Consider the following 18589-nt stretch of genomic DNA (forward strand, 5'->3'; position numbering starts at 1 on the left):
CGGATTCTCCTCGATCGATCCGAATGATCTCATTGACACTATCTTCAAGTAATTGATCCATCCTATGAAAAAGCTGCTCTTTCTCGTTCTGTTAAGTCTCTCGGTCTCCCCGGTTGAGGCAGCCGAGCGCCCGAACATCGTCTTCTTCTTCGCCGATGATCAGACGACGAGCACTCTCGGCTGCTACGGCAATGGCGTCGTGCAGTCGCCGAATATCGATGCTCTCGCTGCTCGCGGGACGCGGTTTCAGAATTCGTTTGTCAGTCAGCCGATCTGTTGGGTGAGCCGGACAACGATTCTGACTGGTCGCACGGGACGCACTTACGGTCTGCCCGACAATCCGGAAGCGACCAAGCCCGAAGTTGCCGAGACGCTCTATTCCGATCTCTTGCGAAAGAATGGCTATCGGACGGGGTTCTTCGGGAAGTGGCACGCCAAGATGCCGCGTGGCTATCGCCCGGAAGAACATTTCGACGAATACGAAGCGATCTTCCGCAATCCGTTCTACAAGCGGCAGCCGGATGGCTCGCTGCGTCACGAGACCGACCTGATTGTCGATCGAGGCATCGACTTCATCAAGAATCAGCCGAAGGATCAGCCCTTTGCTGTCAACATGTGGTTTAACGCCTGCCATGCTGAAGATGGTGATCGACGCCCTGGTCTGCACTTTGCCTGGCCACAGTCGGCAAACGGTCTGTACGAAGATATTGAGATGTACCGTCCCCGCCTCGATAATCCGGCGACGTTCGAAGCACTGCCGGACTTCCTGCAAACAAGCATCACCCGCGAACGGTACTTCTGGCGCTGGAATTCGCCTGAAAAGTATGAGACCAACATGCGGGCCTACCTGAGAATGGTCACCGGAATCGACAACGCCATCGGCCGCTTCCTCGAAGCTCTTGAGGAAGCCGGCCTGGCCGACAATACGATCGTGGTCTACTCCGCCGACAACGGCTACCACATGGCCAACCGTGGACTGTCCGGCAAGTGGTCGCACTTTGAAGAGTCGATCCGCGTGCCGCTGATCATCGCTGACCCGCGCGTTCCCGAATCAGAGCGCGGCAAGGTCACCGAAGCGATTGCGCTCAACCTCGACTTCCCCAGCACTTTTCTCGACTGGGCCGGGGTGAATGTCCCGAAAGAATATCAGGGCGCCAGCCTGAAGCCGGTTGTCGAAGGAACGAAGCCTTCCGACTGGCGGGAGGAGAGCTATCACGAACACTTCGCGGTCCGCAACCGGATTCCCGCCTGGGAAGGAATTCGGACCGATCGCTACAAGTACGCCCGTTACTTCGATCACGGTCATGAATTTCTCTATGACCTGAAGAACGATCCCGACGAACTGCACAATCTCGCCGGCGATACCAACCATCAGGCGACGCTGGAGGAATTCCGGAAACGAACGTCGAAAACCGTCGATGAGCTCGGCGGACCGTTGTCTCCGCTGAACGGCGAGTTCCAGAAATCGACCGATCCGCATCCGGTCGCCGCAGCCGCCGTGACCGTGAGGCCGGGCAAGGACGGATTCGTCAATCTGTTCAACGGAAAGAACCTGAATGGCTGGGAAGGCGATCCCCAGTACTGGTCCGTCGAAGACGGGCTGATGACCGGCACGACAGATGGTTCCCTCAAGATGAACCGGTTCATCACCTGGAAACAGGCCACGATTCGCAATTTCGATTTGCGGGTGAAGGTGAAAGTCACGCCGGGTGGAAACAGCGGACTGCAGTACCGCGGCGCCCCTCGGCCCGAGATCGATCTCGATATCGTCAGCGGATATCAGTGTGATATTGTCGCGAATGTGCCGCAGTACAACGGAATGCTGTATGAAGAACGCGGACGACGGATTCTGGCTCACACAGGCGAGAAGGTGATTATCGATCCCGAAGGACGTTCCTGGATTGTCGGGCAGATGCCAGTGAAGGAATTCGCTCCCGACGAATGGCATGAGTATCGCGTCCTGGTCGAGGGGAACCACCATCAGCACTGGATTGATGGGCATCAGACGGCGGACCTGGTCGACCTCGACGAGGACGGCCGCTCACTCGACGGTGTGCTCGCGGTGCAGGTGCATGTTGGTCCGGCGATGAAGATCCAGTTTAAAGACTTCCGCATCAAACACCTGCCGGATGACTTGCCGCTTCTTTCTCCCGAGGATGCCCCGATCCCTGATGGCTCTCTCGGTGTGAAACCGCAGGGACGGCTGCCGAAGAACTGGAAACCACCGGTCTACGGGCAGGATGACTGAGACTTCCAGGCTTCAGGCGAAAATATCCTTTGCCACCACTCCTTCCACGTCGGTCAGGCGGAAGTCCCGACCGGCGTAACGGAAGGTGAGGCGTTCGTGATCGATGCCGAGGAGGTGCAGGATCGTTGCATGGAGATCGTGGATGTGCATCTTCTTTTCGGCCGCGTAGTAGCCGTATTCGTCGGTCGCTCCATAGGCATAGCCCCCCTTCACTCCTCCGCCGGCCATCCACATGGTGAAGCCGTGCGGGTTGTGATCGCGGCCGTCGTTCCCTTGAGCGGTGGGTGTGCGACCGAACTCGCCGCCCCAGAGGACGAGCGTGTCCTCGAGCAGTCCGCGTGATTTCAGGTCTTGCAGCAGACCGGCAATTGGCAGATCGACCTCGGCTGCGTTCTTGGTGTGGCCCTGATACAGATTGCCGTGCTGGTCCCACTGAACTTCGCTGTCACTGTGTGTCACCTGCACGAAGCGGACGCCTCGTTCGAGAAACCGCCGAGCCATCAAACACTGCCGGCCGAAATCAGCAGTCACTGGGTTGTCGAGGCCGTACTGCTTCTGCATGGAATCCGATTCCTGCGACAGATCCTGCGCCTCCGGCATGGAAGCCTGCATGCGATAGGCCAGTTCGAACGAGTGCAACCGTCCTTCCAGAGCCGTGTCGTATTCGGTTCGCTCCAGATGATTCTGATTGAGTCCACGAATGAAATCGAGCTGCTTTCGCTGTTCTCGGCTGCTCAGTTGTGGATTGGCGATATGCTTCACTCCGACCTGAGACGAACTCAGGCTCGCATTGCCGAGCGGGGTTCCCTGGCAATGAGCAGGGAGAAAGGCGGAACCCCAGTTGTTCACGCCGCCGTGAGCGAGTGTGGGGCAGATGGTCAGAAACGCCGGCAGGTTTTCGTTCTCGGTGCCGAGGCCGTAGACAATCCATGAACCAAAGCTCGGCCGGACAAACTGGTCGCTGCCGGTATGCAACTTGAGCAGTGCCCCGCCATGGGCGGGGTTGGTGCCGTGCAGCGAGCGTAGTACACACAGATCGTCGATACGTTTGGCGACGTTCGGGAACAGATCGCTCACCGGCAGTCCGCTCTCGCCGTATTGCCGGAACTTCCATGGTGATCGCAGCAGATTTCCCTGCTTGGCGAAGGTCACTTCGGGCAGCGGGAACGGCAGTGGTTTCCCGTGATCGCGGTCGAGCATCGGCTTGGGATCGAACGTGTCGACATGCGACGGCCCCCCCTTCATGAACAGGAAAATGATCCGGCGGGCTCGAGCCGGAAACTGGGGCGGTATTGCTGCGGTCGGGCCGGATGATTCTGCCTGGGATTCACCGGCGAGCAGGCCGGCCATCGCCAGCGATGCAAAGCCGGCGGCTGACGATTTCATCAGGTGTCGACGGGAGTGGAGTTCGCAGTCGTGCATGGGATCGGTACTTCGCAGTGGGAGAATTACTTGAGGTAGATGAACTCGTTGGCGGCGATCAGCCCGTGGCAGACCACGGACCAGGCTTTAAGTTCGGCTGCCGGAGACGTTTCTGCACCAGTTGACTGATCGTTGAGAAACGCCGCGACATAGCGCGACTCCTCGGGCGAGGGTTCTCGACCGTAGGCAACGCGGTAGGCAAACTCGATCCGGTCTTCGGGATCTGTCGCGCTCTCGATGACTCGTTGGGCGAAAGCTTCCGCGGAATCGAGGACGAGAGCGGAGTTCATGAGCAGAAGCGCCTGCGGTGCGATCGTTGTGACATTGCGATGCCCGGTTGGCATCGTCGGATCGGGGAAATCGAACTGCTCGAAGAGCGAGTACAGGTTGTTGCGGATCACCGGAAGATACACGGCTCGCCTAAGGCTGTCGTACTTCGTGTGATCCTCCGAGGTGTGGTTGAAGACGAATTGCCGGTTCCGCAGTGGCACCGTCTTTCCTCCCAGCGTAGGGTCGAGGCGATCAGAGATCGACAGGATCGCGTCGCGAAGCGACTCGGCAGGTAACCGGCGGAGATGGGCCCGCCAGAGAAGCCTGTTTTCCTGGTCAACAGCGGCGCACTTCTCGAACTCCGGATGATGGTAGGACATCTGGTAGGCGCTGGAGTGGACGATCATTCGATGCAGCTCTTTGATCGACCAGCCACGATCCATGAAGTTCCACGCCAGCCAGTCAAGCAGTTCGGGATGCGAAGGCTGATCACCGAGGACGCCGAAGTTTTCCGTCGATTTCACCAGCGGCTGCCCGAAATGCCAGCCCCAGATACGGTTTACGATCACGCGAGCTGTCAACGGATGTTCGGTGCTCGTCGCCCACATGGCCAGTTCGAGGCGACCGCTGCCGGTCTCCGGGAAGATCGGGCGGGAGTCGCTCAGTCGCATGACTTCCGGGACTTCGCGGGCCACCGGCTGTCCAAGATTCTTATAGCTTCCCCGAATATGAATCGGGATCGTCGGGACCACCTCGCCATCGGCGACTCCCATCGCGGCTGGCTCGTCAAACGCCTGACTTTCGAACTCACGGGCCACAGCCAGCAGCCGATGGTATTCGGCAATCTGATCCTCGGTCAGTACGTATTCCGGCTTGGCGGGGAGTGCGAGGAAGCCCGAGTTATCGTTCACGGCGACCCGTGCCTGTTCGAGATGTTCCTCGGTCAGCGGAGCTTTTTTATCCTCTGCGGCCTCGGTTGCCTGTCGCATTTCAGCGAACAGCGACTCGTAATGCTGACGCACCGCGGAGGAATCGCCCTTCGACGCCAGATCGTGCCAGGGACGGAAGAACGGATCATCCTGATGGTACTCCAGATGCAATCGGCAATGGTGCAGGATGCGGGGATGGAGTCCACGCGGCTCAGCAACCTTCGCCATGTCGACGAGCGACATCTGCGGCGAGACCAGCACGGCAGCAGCGAGATACTCGACCGCCTGTTCCCGTGTTCGATTCCGCAGTTCGGTCACCAGGCCATTCTTATAGGCATTCGCCGCTGAGGTCAGCTTCTTGATCTCGGCGCTGATCTCCTGGGCTTTTTTCTCGTCTTCTTCGGTGGCGAACGAATGCTCGTACCAGTGATGAATGGCTCCGGTCTTCGATTCCGCCAGCGTCTGGGTGCTTTTGAAAATCGCGGCCAGCGCGTAGTAGTCGCTCTGTTTAACCGGGTCAAACTTATGGTCGTGACAGCGGACGCAGCCGAGTGTCAATCCCCAGAAGGCCTTGCCGGTCGTGTCGATCTGCTCGTCGATGATGTCCATATCGAGCTTGTTGCGATCCGGCTCGGCCAGTACTTTGGCTCCAAGCGAGAGAAAGCCCGTCGCTGTGCGGGTTTCGACAGTGGCGTCCGGAAGAAGGTCGCCGGCAAGCTGCTCGATAACAAACCGGTCGTACGGCTTGTCGTTGTTGAACGAATTGATCACATAGTCGCGGTATCGCCAGGCGTGTCCATAAGCGAGGTTTTCGTCGAGACCGTTGGAATCGGCGTAGCGGGCGACGTCGAGCCAGTGTCGCCCCCAGTGGACTCCGTATTGCGGCGAAGAGAGCAACCGCTCGACGACCTTGTCGAACGCATCGTCCGATGTATCTGCCAGAAACGCGTCGAGTTCTTCGATTGTCGGCGGGAGTCCGGTGAGATCATACGTCACCCGTCGCAACAGCGTTTCTCGATCGGCTTTCGGCGCAGGCGTCAGATCGTTCCGCTCCAGCGAACGCAGGACGAAGTGGTCGATGGGAGTCGCGACCCAGTCCGAATGTTCGACAGCCGGCAAGGAGGGATTCGCGACCGGCTGAAAGGACCAGAACGCGCGTCCATCTTCGATGCTCATCCCGGCCAGTGGTTCATGGCTGTCCTCAGGCGTTTCGATCCGAGGGTCTGGAGCCCCGCGTCTTACCCACTCTTTGAGGTCCGCAATCTGGGAATCGGACATCTTCTGTTCGGGCGGCATCTGCAGATCGCGATTGTTGTACTCAATCGCTTCGATGAGCAGGCTCTTCTCCGGTTCCCCCGCCACAATCGAGGGGCCCGTGTCTCCCCCCTTCAGGACGGAATGTCGGGAATCGAGTCTCAGTCCACCGCTGCGCTCTTCGGCGGAGTGGCAGTCGTAGCAGTGTTCAATCAGGACCGGTCGCACCCGTTTCTCGAAAAACTCAAGATCGGTCGCCGAGATCGGTTCGGTTGCGTGGATCGTCGGCGCGACCGCAAAGAAGAACAGGACGGACGTCAGGAAGCGATAGTAATGTAACATGGCAACAGGGGGACTGTTCTGGTAGGGCAGTAATGGAAAGCCGGGCGGAGTGACTGGAACGGACGGCCAGCCGCGTGGGAGCGACGTTCCGCCACGTGAGCCGAGTCGAGTGGGGAACAAGCAGCGAATGTGGAGCGGGCCGGGCGGGTTCTTCTTCGCACCCCACAACGGGGGTTGAACGAAGTCCTCGATAAAACGTTTCCGGCAACAGGCATCTCGCGTTCCTGCAGAGCAAGAGGAGTTTCTATGTTCGCCCCGATTCCAGATCAGGGCGACGCGAGTCTGTGAGCACTCCCTGTAACATACCTTCCAGCGGCGTCCCGTGACAATTGAATTTCCGGAAATGATTCGAACCGGCCGCGGGATCAGCCACCGCGGGAGGCGTCTGGCCATTGACATTTCCGGTGAGAGTCTCTGGACTAACACATAGAACAGGTTGTTCGCAATGCCCTCCCCAGGTTCCTGCCCCGTACGTCCACTCGCGTTGAAAGTCCGCATTCGATGATCCGAGTTCTCCTGACCACGATCGTTCCGTTTGTCTCGATTGTGGCTCTCATCAGTGCCGCGATCTCAGAAGAACGGCAAACTCAACAGGCTGATGCGAAGCCCATCCTCTGTGAGGACGATCTGGATGTCGAGCGGCTGCTCGTCAATCCCGAGATTGCCCAGCCGCTGGAGGTTAAGTTCGACGAAAGGGGCCGGATGTGGGTTGTTGAGTATCGTCAATACCCCGATCCCGCTGGCGTCGAGGTGACCGATCGCGACGAATACTGGCGGGTGGAATATGACAAGCAGATTCCTCCGCCGCCTCACGCTGCTGATTCCCCGTTTCGTGGGACAGATCGCATCACGGTCCATACCGATACAAACGCCAATGGCCAGTATGACCGCCACGAAATCTTTCTGGAGGGACTCAACCTGGCGACGTCGGTGGCGTTCGATCGGGACGGCGTGTGGGTGTTAACCCCGCCGTATCTGGTGTTTTATCCCACCGAAAAAGGGCAACTGCAGCCGAGCGGTTCCCCCATTGTTCATCTGCAGGGGTTCGGTCTGGAAGATACGCATTCCATTGCCAACAGTCTCGAATGGGGCGCGGACGGCTGGTTGTACGGGGTGAACGGGAGCACCTGCTCGTTGAGTATAACGTCGCCATTCTGGACTACGTCCTCCACCCCGGTTGAACGAAGCGGGCAATGTGTCTGGCGATATCATCCCGTTACGCACGCTTTCGAAATCTTTGCGGAGGGCGGCGGGAACTCGTTTGGGCTCGAGATCGATGCTCACGGCGATATCTACTCCGGACACAATGGCGGCAACACCCGCGGATTCCATTTTTTGCCTGGGGCATACTATCTGAAAAACTTCGGGAAGCATGGCGATCTGAGCAATAGCCGGGCATTCGGATTCTTCCCGGGCATGCAACACCACAACGTGGAACGTTTTACCCACCACTTTCTGATCTACGAAGCGGAAGCGTTGCCGGAACGGTTTCGTGGCCAACTAGTCGGGATCGATATCCTGCACAACAATCTCGTGCTCTCGGCGTTTACACAGCAGGGCTCCACCTTTCAGACGCGAGATCTCTCGCGTCCCGTGTGGTCGGAAGGGACGCAGTTCCGGCCTGTCGATCTGACACTCGGGTTCGATGGCAATCTCTACGTCGCCGACTGGGCCGACAGCCAGGTGAACCATTACCGCAATCACGAAGGGTTTATCGAGCCGGAAACCGGGGCGATCTACCGGTTGAAGGCAAAGGGAGCAGTCAACGTCGATCCGCAGAGCTTCGAAGATCTGGTTGCTGCGCTCAGGTCTCCCAATCGAGCGGTTCGTCAGACGGCACTGCGATTGATCCGTGAACGACAACCACTGGAGTTGAGCGACGAGCTGCGGGAACTCTATGGGAGTGAGAGTCCGTACGCGCTCGATGCCTACTGGGCACTGCATGCACTTTCGGCCCTGACAATCGAAGAAGACTTCGCGACGCTGCAGCGAACTTCCCCCTGGCTGCGACGCTGGGCCGTCCGGTTTCTCTGCGAACAAGGCAGTCAACCGGAAGCTGTGGTGAAAACGCTTGCGAAGCAGGCGCGGATCGAACAGGACGCCCGCGTCGTCGCCGAGATCGCCTGCTCGGTGCGACGACTTCCAGACGAGCACGCCTGGCCCGTGGTGCAACAACTGCTGACCCGCGACGAATTCGCGGACGATCCTTTTCTCCCTCTGCTCGTCTGGTGGGCCTTCGAACAATCCCGACCGGAGGATCCGCAGCAGGTTCAGGCGGATCTCCAGGCTGTCGGTGCGGATCGTTCGACGTTGTATACGAAGACTGTCGAGTCGCGACTGGTCCGCTGTTGGGCGGGTGAAGGGACGGCTGCCCACTGGTCGGCCATTGCAACCTTGCTCGACACGAATTCCGCAGAGCGAGTGCTTGGGATTCTCGATGCTCTTGGCGAAGCGTTCTCAGGACTGGCTTCGCCGAAGGTCAGCAGCGATCTTAAGGGCTCGCTCGTGGCTCTGGGGGCGGAGGTGCCACTCCCGTTGAGATTGCGATTGCGATTCGAAGGTGCGTCCGAAGAGACGATCGACCAATTGAAAACGTTGTCGGGTCGGGAACGTTCCGAGTTGTTGAAGGTCATCTCGGAAGTGAAAGCGGAAGAAATGGTCGATCCCCTGCTCTCCCTGATCGCGGCGGACGGGGTCGCGGATTCCGTTCAGGCCGAAGTGATCAGCACCCTGGGAGCTTTTGCGGATCCACGCATTGGACGAGTTGTGCTGAAACGTTATGGCGAGCTGTCTTCCCGCGTGAAGTCGGCAGCAGTGGACCTGCTGGTGTCGCGAGCCAGTTGGACGGAGTTGCTGCTGGAAGCCGTGGATGCGGGCCGCATCGAGTCGAAACAGGTGCCGGTGCTGGCGGTGAATCGAATGAAGCTGCACGGCGATCCAGAGATCCTGCAGCGGATTCACGTGTTGTGGCCAACGGTCGTCGATCCGCAGAAGCTGGAAGAAAACCTGCATCGTTGGACGCGTATACTATCCGTCGGCGGTCGCGGAGATATTGACCGCGGAAAGCTCGCCTACGAGAAGCATTGTGCGGCCTGTCATCAGTTGAACGGACAGGGGCGAAAACTCGGCCCGGATTTGACGTCATATCAACGGTCGAATCGAGCCATGATGCTGCTGGCGATCCTGGCTCCGTCGGCAGAGATTCGCGAGGGATTCGAGAACGCTATTGTCGTTCTCGACGACGGTTCGATTCTCAACGGGATTATCGGGCGTCAGAACGATGAGATCCTCGAACTCACCGACACTCAGGGAGCCAAACGGGTGATCCCGCGAGAGAAGATCGAGCTGATGAAGATTTCACCGGTTTCAATCATGCCGGACAGTCTGCTCGAGAAGATACAGGATCAGGAGGCCCGGGATCTGTTCGAGTTTCTGCAGAGTCAACCCGCTGCCATTCCACAGGCGACGGAAAAGTGAGGCATTTATGAGATGGTGTTTTGGGAGTACTCGTCCAGCCAGTTCTTGACGATCCGAATGTGACGGTGCGATGCCAGCTGGTCTGTTTGCGCCTCAGAGGCCTGCAGCACCCACCCGTTTTTGACTCGATGAACTTTGAATCGTCGCCGTGCTCCGACGAGATGGTCACTCGGGCCATGAACCGCCACGACGCAGAGTTCGATTTCATGAGTCGGGAGAACCTGCCTGTCAGTATCGGTATGAGCGGACTGCAACCGCTCCTCGATGAGAGGCTGCAGGTTGAGAATCTGCTCCAGCGTTCCCAGCACCATGTAGTCTCCAGGACGGATCGGTCCCTGTCGTAAAGCGGATTCCAGTTGGCTCGTGGTTGGTGAGACCTCACCCAGTTCGGTCACCGGGCGGGTGATGGTGCGATCGTCGTCACGGATCTTCGCCAGGACGCATTGCACATGCACCGGTTCACTGCTCATATTAACCAGCAGGCACAGGTCCGAGGGATCGTGCCCCTGCGCGTGATGAATCACCAGACACGGCTTCCGATGTCGTCGGAACTGGAGATAAAACAGCTGCAGATAGAGCAGCCAGATCAGAACCATGGTAATACTCCCCAGGGCGGAGAGTGATTGAGCATTTTCTTGAATCCACTGCCACACGATCGCCTTTCCTCCCCTGTCATTCGGCTTACTCGAAAGATGAAAATGGACCGCTCTTCCTGGAAGACGGCTACTCTCAGAGTGCGTGCAGATTCATTGCCGAACGGGTCTCAATTCTCCAAGTGATCCGATTTGTGAAGGAATCCGTTCCGAGTCGGAATCGTCGGCCCTTCGCTCGGAAGTCGCTGGCCGAACGGTGGAGAGATCGAGGCGGCTTACCTATGCTGGAGACAACTTGCCTGGATCGCAGCGGAGCAGTGCGACTGCTTTGATGCGAAGTACGTAACGTTTCCCCAGAGAGGGTCTGACTCGATGAGAAGTGCGTTAATCATCCTGTTGCTGACTTGCTGGATGAACTCAGCATCTGCAGACGAGATTTATCATGCCCAGGGCGAAATGGTCGGCGAGCCGACAACGACCAGCGTCCTGCTGCAGTCTCGTCTGACGGCGCTTCCAGGCCCGGAGCTCGATTCAGAAGGTGACCTTCCGGGAGCTGATGGAGTCGCCCGTTTTGAATGGAGCACAACTCCTGGGTTCAAGAATGCACGAAAGACCGACTGGCTCCAGGCGAGACAGGAACAGGACTTTATTGTGCGGGCCGAGATTCAAGATCTGCTCCCCGGAACGCGTTACTACTACCGTTTGATCTACGGGTCTGATCGGTCGAATACAAAAACCGGTCCGCGACGTGAGTTTCAAACATTGCCGGGCGGTGACGCCGAAGGCCACCTGTCGTTTGCGATGGGGAGTTGTCAGAACTACGCCTTCTTCATGCACGGGAAGAACGGAAAGAGTGGAGCCGCCCCCGATGAGGATCGCAGGCTTGGTTATCCCGCTTATCAGGCGATGCTGGACCTGAAGCCCGACTTCTTTATCGGGACCGGAGATATTGTTTACTACGACCATTTCGCGAAGACTGCGGCTCAGACGTTGCCGGAACTACGGAAGAAATGGCACGAGCAGTTTCGGTTTCCACGAATGGTCGCCTTTTTCGCCCGGACTCCCGCTTACTGGTCGAAAGATGACCACGATTTCCGCTTCAACGATGCGGACCGCACCGGCAGCCGCCTGCCGCTGACGGATACGGGCATCGAGATCTTCCGCGAACAGATGCCGATTCATCCCGCTGACGATTCAAAGTCCCCCACGTATCGAACTCATCGGGTGCATAAGCATCTGCAGCTCTGGTTTGTGGAAGGTCGCGATTACCGCTCTCCCAACAAAATGGAAGACGGTCCGGAGAAGACGATCTGGGGAGCAGAACAGAAGAAGTGGCTGCAGAAGACGCTGAAAGAAAGTGACGCCACGTGGAAGGTGATCATCACGCCGACTCCGATGGTCGGTCCCGACTCGAAAAACAAGAAGGACAACCACGCCAACCTCGCCGGCTTTCGTCATGAGGCGGGAGAGTTCTTCGACTGGCTCAAGAAGAATAAACTTCAGGATCATGTGATGACGTTCTGCGGCGATCGTCATTGGCAGTATCACAGCATTCACCCGAGTGGCATGCATGAGTTCTCGTGCGGAGCGATCAACGATGAGAACGCGATTTCCGGATCCTATCCGGGAACCGCGAACAGCACGGACCCCGACGGACTGATCCGTCAGCCGTTTCACTACGAAAAGCCCAGCGGCGGCTTCCTGCATGTCTCGATTGGCAACGCCTCGGATCCCGCCGCGCTCACGATCGCCTTTCACGACGACGAGGGGGAAAGCCTTTACGAATTCTCCCGCTCGGCTCAGGAATAGACCCCGCTCGTCAAAAAACGGAACCAGGAGTTTCGCTTTGAAGTCTGCATTCAAGTTATTGCTGATCGCGCTCATTCCGTTTGGGGCGACCCGCCTCTGCGCTGCCGATCTGACTGGCCCTGTCGTCTGTGATGGCCGCTATCCGCATCACCTTCAGGGAGTCTGTGTCGACGAGGATTCGATCTACTGGAGTTTTACCACGACTCTGGTGAAGACGGACCGCGATGGCAAGGTCGTGCGCAAGATCCCTGTCGTCAACCATCACGGCGACCTCTGTCATCATGACGGCAAATTGTACGTCGCGGTCAATCTGGGTGACTTCAACAACCCGAAAGGACGAGCCGATTCCTGGGTGTATGTCTATGACGCCAGGTCACTGGAGGAACTCTCTCGTCATGAGGTTCCCGAAGTCTTTCACGGAGCCGGCGGCATGGGCTTTCGAGAGGGGCACTTCTTTGTCATCGGCGGATTGCCTGACGGAGTCGAAGTCAACTACGTCTACGAGTACGACAGCGAGTTTCGCTTCGTGAAGAAGCATGTCATCGAGAGTGGTCATACGCACCTGGGGATTCAGACGGCGACCTTCGCTCACGATCGATGGTGGTTTGGATGCTATGGCTCGCCGCCGACGCTGCTCATTACGGATGGTGACTTCAGAATGCTCGGGCGGCACAGTTACAACTGTTCGCTCGGGATTGAAGGCCTTGCAGATGGCCGCCTGCTTTCTGCTGGTGGAGAGTGCCGCAAGGACGAGGGTTGCTCCGGGAGCGTTAAAATTGTCGTTCCGGACGAAACCGACGGGTTAACTGAGCAGAAGAGGAAAACAAACTAGAGCCAATTCAAAATTGGACGGCAGGCGTTCGCAGGAGCAAACTCAGCATGCAGGGGATTGGCGCCCCGCGACTGCAGAAGAAGCATGGAAATGCTCGAATTGCTCTTACGGCTTCTGTCCGACCAGCAAGAGATGAAGTCCAAGCCCGACGAACAGGGCGCCGGCGATCCGATCGACCCACTGACCGACTGAAGCCCGCTGCTTCAACCATTCTCCGATGGTTCCGGAGAAGTAGCCGAACGTGATGTAGAGGACGTTTGTCATCGACCAGAATACGAGCCCAAGTGCCAGCAGTTGCTGGGAGACCTCTCGACCCGGGTTGATGAATTGCGGTAGGAACGCGAGGAAGAAGATCGCGACTTTCGGATTGAGTGCATTGGTCAGAAACCCATGTCCGGCGGACTTCCAGAAACCGCCCGGCAGGTCGCATTGGGTCTGCTCCAATTCTTCGAGCGTCGTTCGGCTGCAGAGCGCTCGAGCTCCCAGATAGATCAGATAGGACGCTCCCGCATAGAGCACGATACGAAACGCGATGGGGGAGGCGGCGATCAAAGCCGAGAGCCCCAGAACCGCCAGAGCCGTGTGAAACAGAACCCCCAGCCCGACGCCAAAGGCGAACCCCTGCCCTGCCCGGCGGCCTCGGGACATGCCATAACTCAGAATCCCGAGCAGGTCCGGCCCCGGAGCGAGATTGCACGCCAGGGCGGCCAACAGGAAGGACGGGAAAAGTTCGAGCGGCGGCATATGACGTTCCAGTCGTTGGAGCTGGAGAGGCTCCTGGTTTCGTTTGCGTACAATGCAGAGGTTCCGGCGAGACGCCGTCCTTTCGCGAACATACGGTCGAGTGACCGGTTCTCGTGCGTACATTCGGTAGCAGGACAAGCCGAACTCACTCGGGTTCGCCCACTCGTTCAGGGTGATCGAGACACAGGAGAAGCGGGCGGAGATTTGCAATCGAGACCAGTTGCAGCCCACAATGCCGGCATCCCCTCTCCGTTTGTATAACACTCCCCTTTGGAGGTCGAGATGGATTCGTCAGATCCAGTCGCGCCGGCCGACGCGATCGAGCTGTCACTCGTTGATGGGCTGGAGGGGTCACAACCTTTTGATCCTCCCGAGGGGTTCGACCATGGGCCCGAGTTTAAAGAGAGCCCGCCTCGATCGATTCCCCGTTTTCTGAAATGGGGATCGTATGCATCGCGACGGCGAAATTCGTTGCTCGCCGTGCTCGTCTCGGCATTCTACTGCTTTCTGCTGGCACGCCTGTCTTTCATCCACGAGCTGTCCTTCTACATACTTCCGCTCGGCTATCTGGATCTGCTTGGAGCCGGATTGCTTCTCGTGGCGGGGATCATGACATTGAAGTACATGTTCGGCCGCGGACTGTATCGCTACGTTCGCGATGGAATTCCGGTCACCGGACGGATTCTGAAGATCGAACGGATTTCGGGGGGAGACATTCCCTATGTGTTCCTCATCCAGGTCGAAGTTGAATATCGCGATCCAGAGACGCAGGAGATTCAGCGGGCCACGCTTCCCCTGGAACCACCGCTGACAAGTTCCGTGCACTTTGATGCGGCGGGCCAACCCGAGGTCAAGGATGCACTGGAGTTGACCTTCGCTCCAGGGGACTATGTTACGCTTGTTGGACTCCCCGACGGGCCGTTCGAGAAAACGCTGCGAATCTACGGTTTGCTCGGTCTCGATCCCGATCGGGAGTTTGCGTTGAAGAACGGACGTCCCAATCGAGGGATGCAACCGTACCATGTCGTCGCTGTGATCTCGTTCATCATGCTGCTGTTTGGTCTGCTGCTCGGCGTCATTTACGTGGTCGAGTTCTACTGGCCGGTGGGCGGCAACTGGACCATCGCTATTGTGCCTGCCGTTATTGGCGCCATTGGCGGCTTGATCTTCGGAGGACTCTGGGCTTTCGGTTCCCGTCCGGAGATTCAGGCGTCTGGGCTCATTGACCGCATCGCCCTCGCGGCTGGCTGTGGTCTGTTTGCCACCCTGCTGGCACTGGAAGTCGTGTTCCTCAGCAATGCGATGCTCGATCGTTCCGAATCGCAATTCGAACCGGTGCAGATCGTCGACTTCTGGCAGACGACGCACAGCTTTCTGTTTCGCGATTACTCCATTGAGTACAGGCCGCTGAACGGAGGTGAAGCCGAGAAGATTCCTTCGGACGTCCACACAATGTCGCAGTTTCTCGCGCCTTGGGGAGCGATCGAGATCTCCGATGGTTACTGGGGACTGCGATGGAGACGTGGGATCCGCCCGGTCGTGTGGAAGCAGGAACGGGTCGCGGAAATGGATCCTGATCGCCATCTGTTTGTAGCGGATACGAATCGCGAAGGCGGCAAGCCGATGTTTCTTGTAATGACACCCCACCTCGGACTTCCGGACGGAACTCTCGTCAAGGCTCCCGACTTACTCGTCGAGCAGGTGATCACGCAGGAGCGTCTGAATGATCGCCGCGGCCAGAACTGACGGGACGATTCAGTGCAAGTCCGCTGCCATGATGCACCGCCGATCGCAATGTTCGCTGGACGATTATCGTTTTTCTTCCCGCGCCATGGTGATCAGCATCACATCGGGCAAATCGGTCTGCCCCAGTTGCCGCAGCATGTTAACCAGCTGGGCGGTGGTGTATTGAGCGTGGGTGCAGACATGCAGCAGGACATCGGCGGCTGACGTGGTGTGTCGTTTTCCCGATCCCGAACTGGTGCTGATCTTGGAAACGGTGTCACTCAGCGATCCGTCTGTCATCCGCTCGAACAGGGCCAGCCATCGTGCGTCGAATTGTTCCCACCTTGTGATCAGCTCATCCAGCGAACGGAGAGCGTCCTCGCCCTGCTGGTTACCGGGGCGGCGGTCTGGCCGATCGCCGGGCATGACGGGCGAATCGTTACCGTCGAGGGCCTCCAGCCAGATGTACTCGGCTGCGAGGAGGTGAGTCAGCGTCAGCCAGACGGTTCCCTGCCCCATCGGAAACGATCGACGCAACTGATCTCTGGACAGCGGACGCACGGCCTCCCGCAGTCGGCGGTTCACCCAGATCCGATGTTCGTGCAGTCGTCGCAACAGTTGAACAGAACTCAAAATACAGACTCCCCGAGTCACGGTCATTCGTCAGTGCGGACATTGTATCGACGGATCCGGTTCAGTTTGCAGCGGGAATCAGCCGGCCGTCCTGGATTTCAATGACTCTGTCGGCCAACCGATCGACGAAGGGGCGATTGTGGCTGACAAGCAGGACCGGAATTTCGTGCTCGTTCACGATGCGCTGGAGATAGCCGGAGATTCGCTCCCTTAATGGAGCTTCCACAGAAGTGAGGGGCTCATCGAGTAGCAGGACACTTGGTCCTGACGCCAGGGCTCGCGCCAATGCGACCCGCTGTTGCTGGCCACCGCTCAGCGAGCCGGGATAACGTTGAAGCAGGTCCTGAAGTTCCAGCGTCTCAATCAGTCTCTTCAGCGGGATCGTAGCGGACGCGCATCGTTTGGCTCCGTACTCGATGTTTCGCTTCACCCGCAGATGAGGAAACAAAGCATGATCCTGGAAAAGAAAACCGACGCGACGCTGCTCCGCCGGGACGGATACCTTCGCCGTTGTATCGACAACCAGCTCGTCTCCGATCCGAATCGAGCCGGCCGTCGGCCGAAGCAAGCCGGCAATCAGAGACAGAATTGTCGTCTTTCCGCTTCCCGAAGGACCAAACAACGCCGTTACTCCGCCGCCCATCTCAAAGGCGGCTTCGAGTTCGAATCCGCCGGAATAGTTGTACCGGCAGTTGAATGAAAGGGCCGAACTCATGACCGTGGCTCCTGCAGCAGCGGATCTCCGCTGCGGCGATCAAGCCACTCACCAACGATTAACGCTCCTGCCGAGATTAAGACCGAAAAACAAATAATGCCAAACGACTGCTCAAACCCGCCCGGCGATTCGAGACGGTTGTAAACGAACAGCGGGATCGTCTGGGTTTCCCCCGGAATGTTGCCGGCGATCATAATCGTGGCCCCAAACTCCCCCAGACTGCGGGCGAATGCGAGAATCGAACCGGTGATTACGCCATGAAACGCCAGCGGAAGCGAAATTGTCCAGAAGACATCAAACGATCCGGCTCCCAGTGTGCGGGCTGCCTGTTCTACCCGACGGTCAACCGCTGCGAAGGCGATCCGGATCGCTCGCACCATCAAAGGAAAGGAAACGATCGCACCGGCAAGGGCCGCTCCTTTCCAGTCGAAGACGAGTCTCACGCCGAACCAGTCTTCCAGCCGGGAGCCAATCAGTCCCCGACGACCAAAGGTGACGAGCAGCAGATAGCCGGTGATGACCGGCGGCAGAACAAGAGGAAGATTGATCAGCGTTTCGAGCAACAGCTTTCCGGGAAAGCGTTTCCTTGCAAGCAGCCAGCCCAGGGCGATTCCGAATGGCAGGCTGAGCAGAATCGCTGTCGCCGCGACGAGCAGACTGAGTTGAATGGCATTCCATTCTCCTGCTGACACCGTACCGTCCTTCTAACCAGAGTCGCCTTCGACCGAAGCTATTCCCCGGGATGTTTCGAAGTATCGGAAGCGATTGTCTTCGCAGCGGCAACTGCGGTGAATCCATGTTCTTCGAACACGACTGCGGCTTCAGGGCTCTGGAGATACTTGAAGAACTGCTTCGTGTTCTCATCCGCTTCCGCGAGCAGGACCAGCGGATACAGGATGGGATCGGAGTCTTCCGGAGCGAAGATCATGACGACCTTGACGTGAGAAGCGATTCGGGCGTCGGTCGCGTAGACAATGGCCGCGTCGGCTTCACCACGTTCGACATACGCAAGCGTAACTCGAACATCGCTGCCTCGCGCAATCTTATCCTCGCTCTCCAGTGTCTCGTAGAGTCCGTGCTTCTCAAGTGCCTGACGAGCGTAAAGCCCGGCGGGGACGTTCTCGCAGGCAATCGCGACCCGCTGAACGTTGGGGCCGATGAGATCCGCCGGGCTCTCAACATTCGCCGGGTTCTCTTCCGGAACGATGAGCACAAGTCGATTGGCCAGCAGGTTGGTTCGCTGCTGAAGCAGACCTTTGCCATCCAGAGCTTCGGCCCAATCCGTATTGGCGGAAAGAAAAAGTCCGGCTGGTGCTCCAGCCTGAATCTGACGTGCCAGACCGTTGGACGGTCCCGTGCTCAGCCGGACCCTGACGTTCGGAAACTGCTCTCCGAATTTGGCAATGACAGCCTTCATCGCCTCTGCAGTGCTCGCAGCCGAAAGAACCCGCACGGGTTCCTCCTGCGCAGAACTGTGCCCGCACCCAGCAATACAGAGGATGCAAAGAAACAGCAGACGGAAGTTCGGGCTGAATAATGTCATGGCTCGCGCAGTATATGTCAGAATTCGTAAGTCGCCAGCGTCACCGCGTCAGT

13 protein-coding genes are annotated in these 18589 nt (G+C 58.2%); 5 read left to right on the forward strand and 8 right to left on the reverse strand.

From position 1 onward, the window contains the following. Nucleotides 1-64: 64 nt before the first annotated feature. Nucleotides 65-2248 (forward strand): sulfatase-like hydrolase/transferase, encoded by a 2184-nt coding sequence (locus L1A08_RS11255; protein WP_238756495.1) that lies wholly within the window; start codon nt 65-67, stop codon nt 2246-2248. Between the two features lie 12 nt (nt 2249-2260). Here L1A08_RS11255 and L1A08_RS11260 read toward each other — a convergent pair whose 3' ends face one another. Together L1A08_RS11260 and L1A08_RS11265 are read right to left on the reverse strand one after the other, a co-directional pair. Continuing rightward, nucleotides 2261-3670, reverse strand: a complete 1410-nt coding sequence (locus L1A08_RS11260) for a DUF1501 domain-containing protein (protein ID WP_238756496.1) — start codon at nt 3668-3670, stop codon at nt 2261-2263. 26 nt (nt 3671-3696) lie between these two features. Next, nucleotides 3697-6465, reverse strand: coding sequence for a PSD1 and planctomycete cytochrome C domain-containing protein (locus tag L1A08_RS11265; RefSeq protein ID WP_238756497.1), 2769 nt, complete (start codon nt 6463-6465; stop codon nt 3697-3699). A gap of 501 nt (nt 6466-6966) precedes the next feature. Between L1A08_RS11265 and L1A08_RS11270 the strand changes: the two genes are divergently transcribed. Continuing rightward, nucleotides 6967-9942 carry a PVC-type heme-binding CxxCH protein gene (locus L1A08_RS11270; RefSeq protein WP_238756498.1) on the forward strand — a complete coding sequence of 992 codons (2976 nt, stop codon included), beginning with the start codon at nt 6967-6969 and terminating at the stop codon, nt 9940-9942. A gap of 5 nt (nt 9943-9947) precedes the next feature. Here L1A08_RS11270 and L1A08_RS11275 read toward each other — a convergent pair whose 3' ends face one another. Then, nucleotides 9948-10538, reverse strand: coding sequence for a hypothetical protein (locus L1A08_RS11275; RefSeq protein ID WP_238756499.1), 591 nt, complete (start codon nt 10536-10538; stop codon nt 9948-9950). A 408-nt stretch (nt 10539-10946) separates the two neighbouring features. Between L1A08_RS11275 and L1A08_RS11280 the strand changes: the two genes are divergently transcribed. Both L1A08_RS11280 and L1A08_RS11285 read left to right on the forward strand, forming a co-directional pair. Beyond that, nucleotides 10947-12344 (forward strand): alkaline phosphatase D family protein, encoded by a 1398-nt coding sequence (locus L1A08_RS11280; protein WP_238756500.1) that lies wholly within the window; start codon nt 10947-10949, stop codon nt 12342-12344. 61 nt (nt 12345-12405) lie between these two features. Continuing rightward, the gene (locus L1A08_RS11285; protein WP_390896876.1) at nt 12406-13176 is read left to right on the forward strand and encodes a hypothetical protein; all 771 of its coding nucleotides are present in this window, start codon (nt 12406-12408) and stop codon (nt 13174-13176) included. 105 nt (nt 13177-13281) lie between these two features. Here L1A08_RS11285 and L1A08_RS11290 read toward each other — a convergent pair whose 3' ends face one another. Continuing rightward, the gene (locus L1A08_RS11290) at nt 13282-13920 is read right to left on the reverse strand and encodes a LysE family translocator (protein ID WP_238756502.1); all 639 of its coding nucleotides are present in this window, start codon (nt 13918-13920) and stop codon (nt 13282-13284) included. A gap of 282 nt (nt 13921-14202) precedes the next feature. Here L1A08_RS11290 and L1A08_RS11295 point away from each other — a divergent pair, with 282 nt between their 5' ends. After that, on the forward strand, nt 14203-15666 hold the full coding sequence (locus L1A08_RS11295) for a hypothetical protein (protein ID WP_238756503.1): 1464 nt from the start codon (nt 14203-14205) through the stop codon (nt 15664-15666). A 63-nt stretch (nt 15667-15729) separates the two neighbouring features. On the opposite strand, the gene L1A08_RS11300 is transcribed toward L1A08_RS11295, so the two are convergent. From L1A08_RS11300 to modA, 4 genes are all read right to left on the reverse strand, one after another. Beyond that, a complete protein-coding gene (locus L1A08_RS11300) occupies nt 15730-16278 on the reverse strand; it encodes a DinB family protein (protein ID WP_238756504.1) in 549 nt (182 codons plus the stop codon). Between the two features lie 61 nt (nt 16279-16339). Next, nucleotides 16340-16993 (reverse strand): ATP-binding cassette domain-containing protein, encoded by a 654-nt coding sequence (locus L1A08_RS11305; RefSeq protein ID WP_238756505.1) that lies wholly within the window; start codon nt 16991-16993, stop codon nt 16340-16342. Beyond that, on the reverse strand, nt 16990-17685 hold the full coding sequence (gene modB / locus L1A08_RS11310; RefSeq protein WP_238756506.1) for a molybdate ABC transporter permease subunit: 696 nt from the start codon (nt 17683-17685) through the stop codon (nt 16990-16992). Before modB ends, L1A08_RS11305 begins: the two co-directional genes overlap by 4 nt. 38 nt (nt 17686-17723) lie before the next feature. Further along, complete coding sequence (modA, locus tag L1A08_RS11315; RefSeq protein WP_238756507.1) at nt 17724-18446, reverse strand: molybdate ABC transporter substrate-binding protein; 723 nt, start codon at nt 18444-18446, stop codon at nt 17724-17726. Nucleotides 18447-18589 lie beyond the last annotated feature (143 nt).

This window comes from Rubinisphaera margarita (genome assembly GCF_022267515.1).
GTDB classification, from domain to species: Bacteria; Planctomycetota; Planctomycetia; order Planctomycetales; family Planctomycetaceae; genus Rubinisphaera; species Rubinisphaera margarita.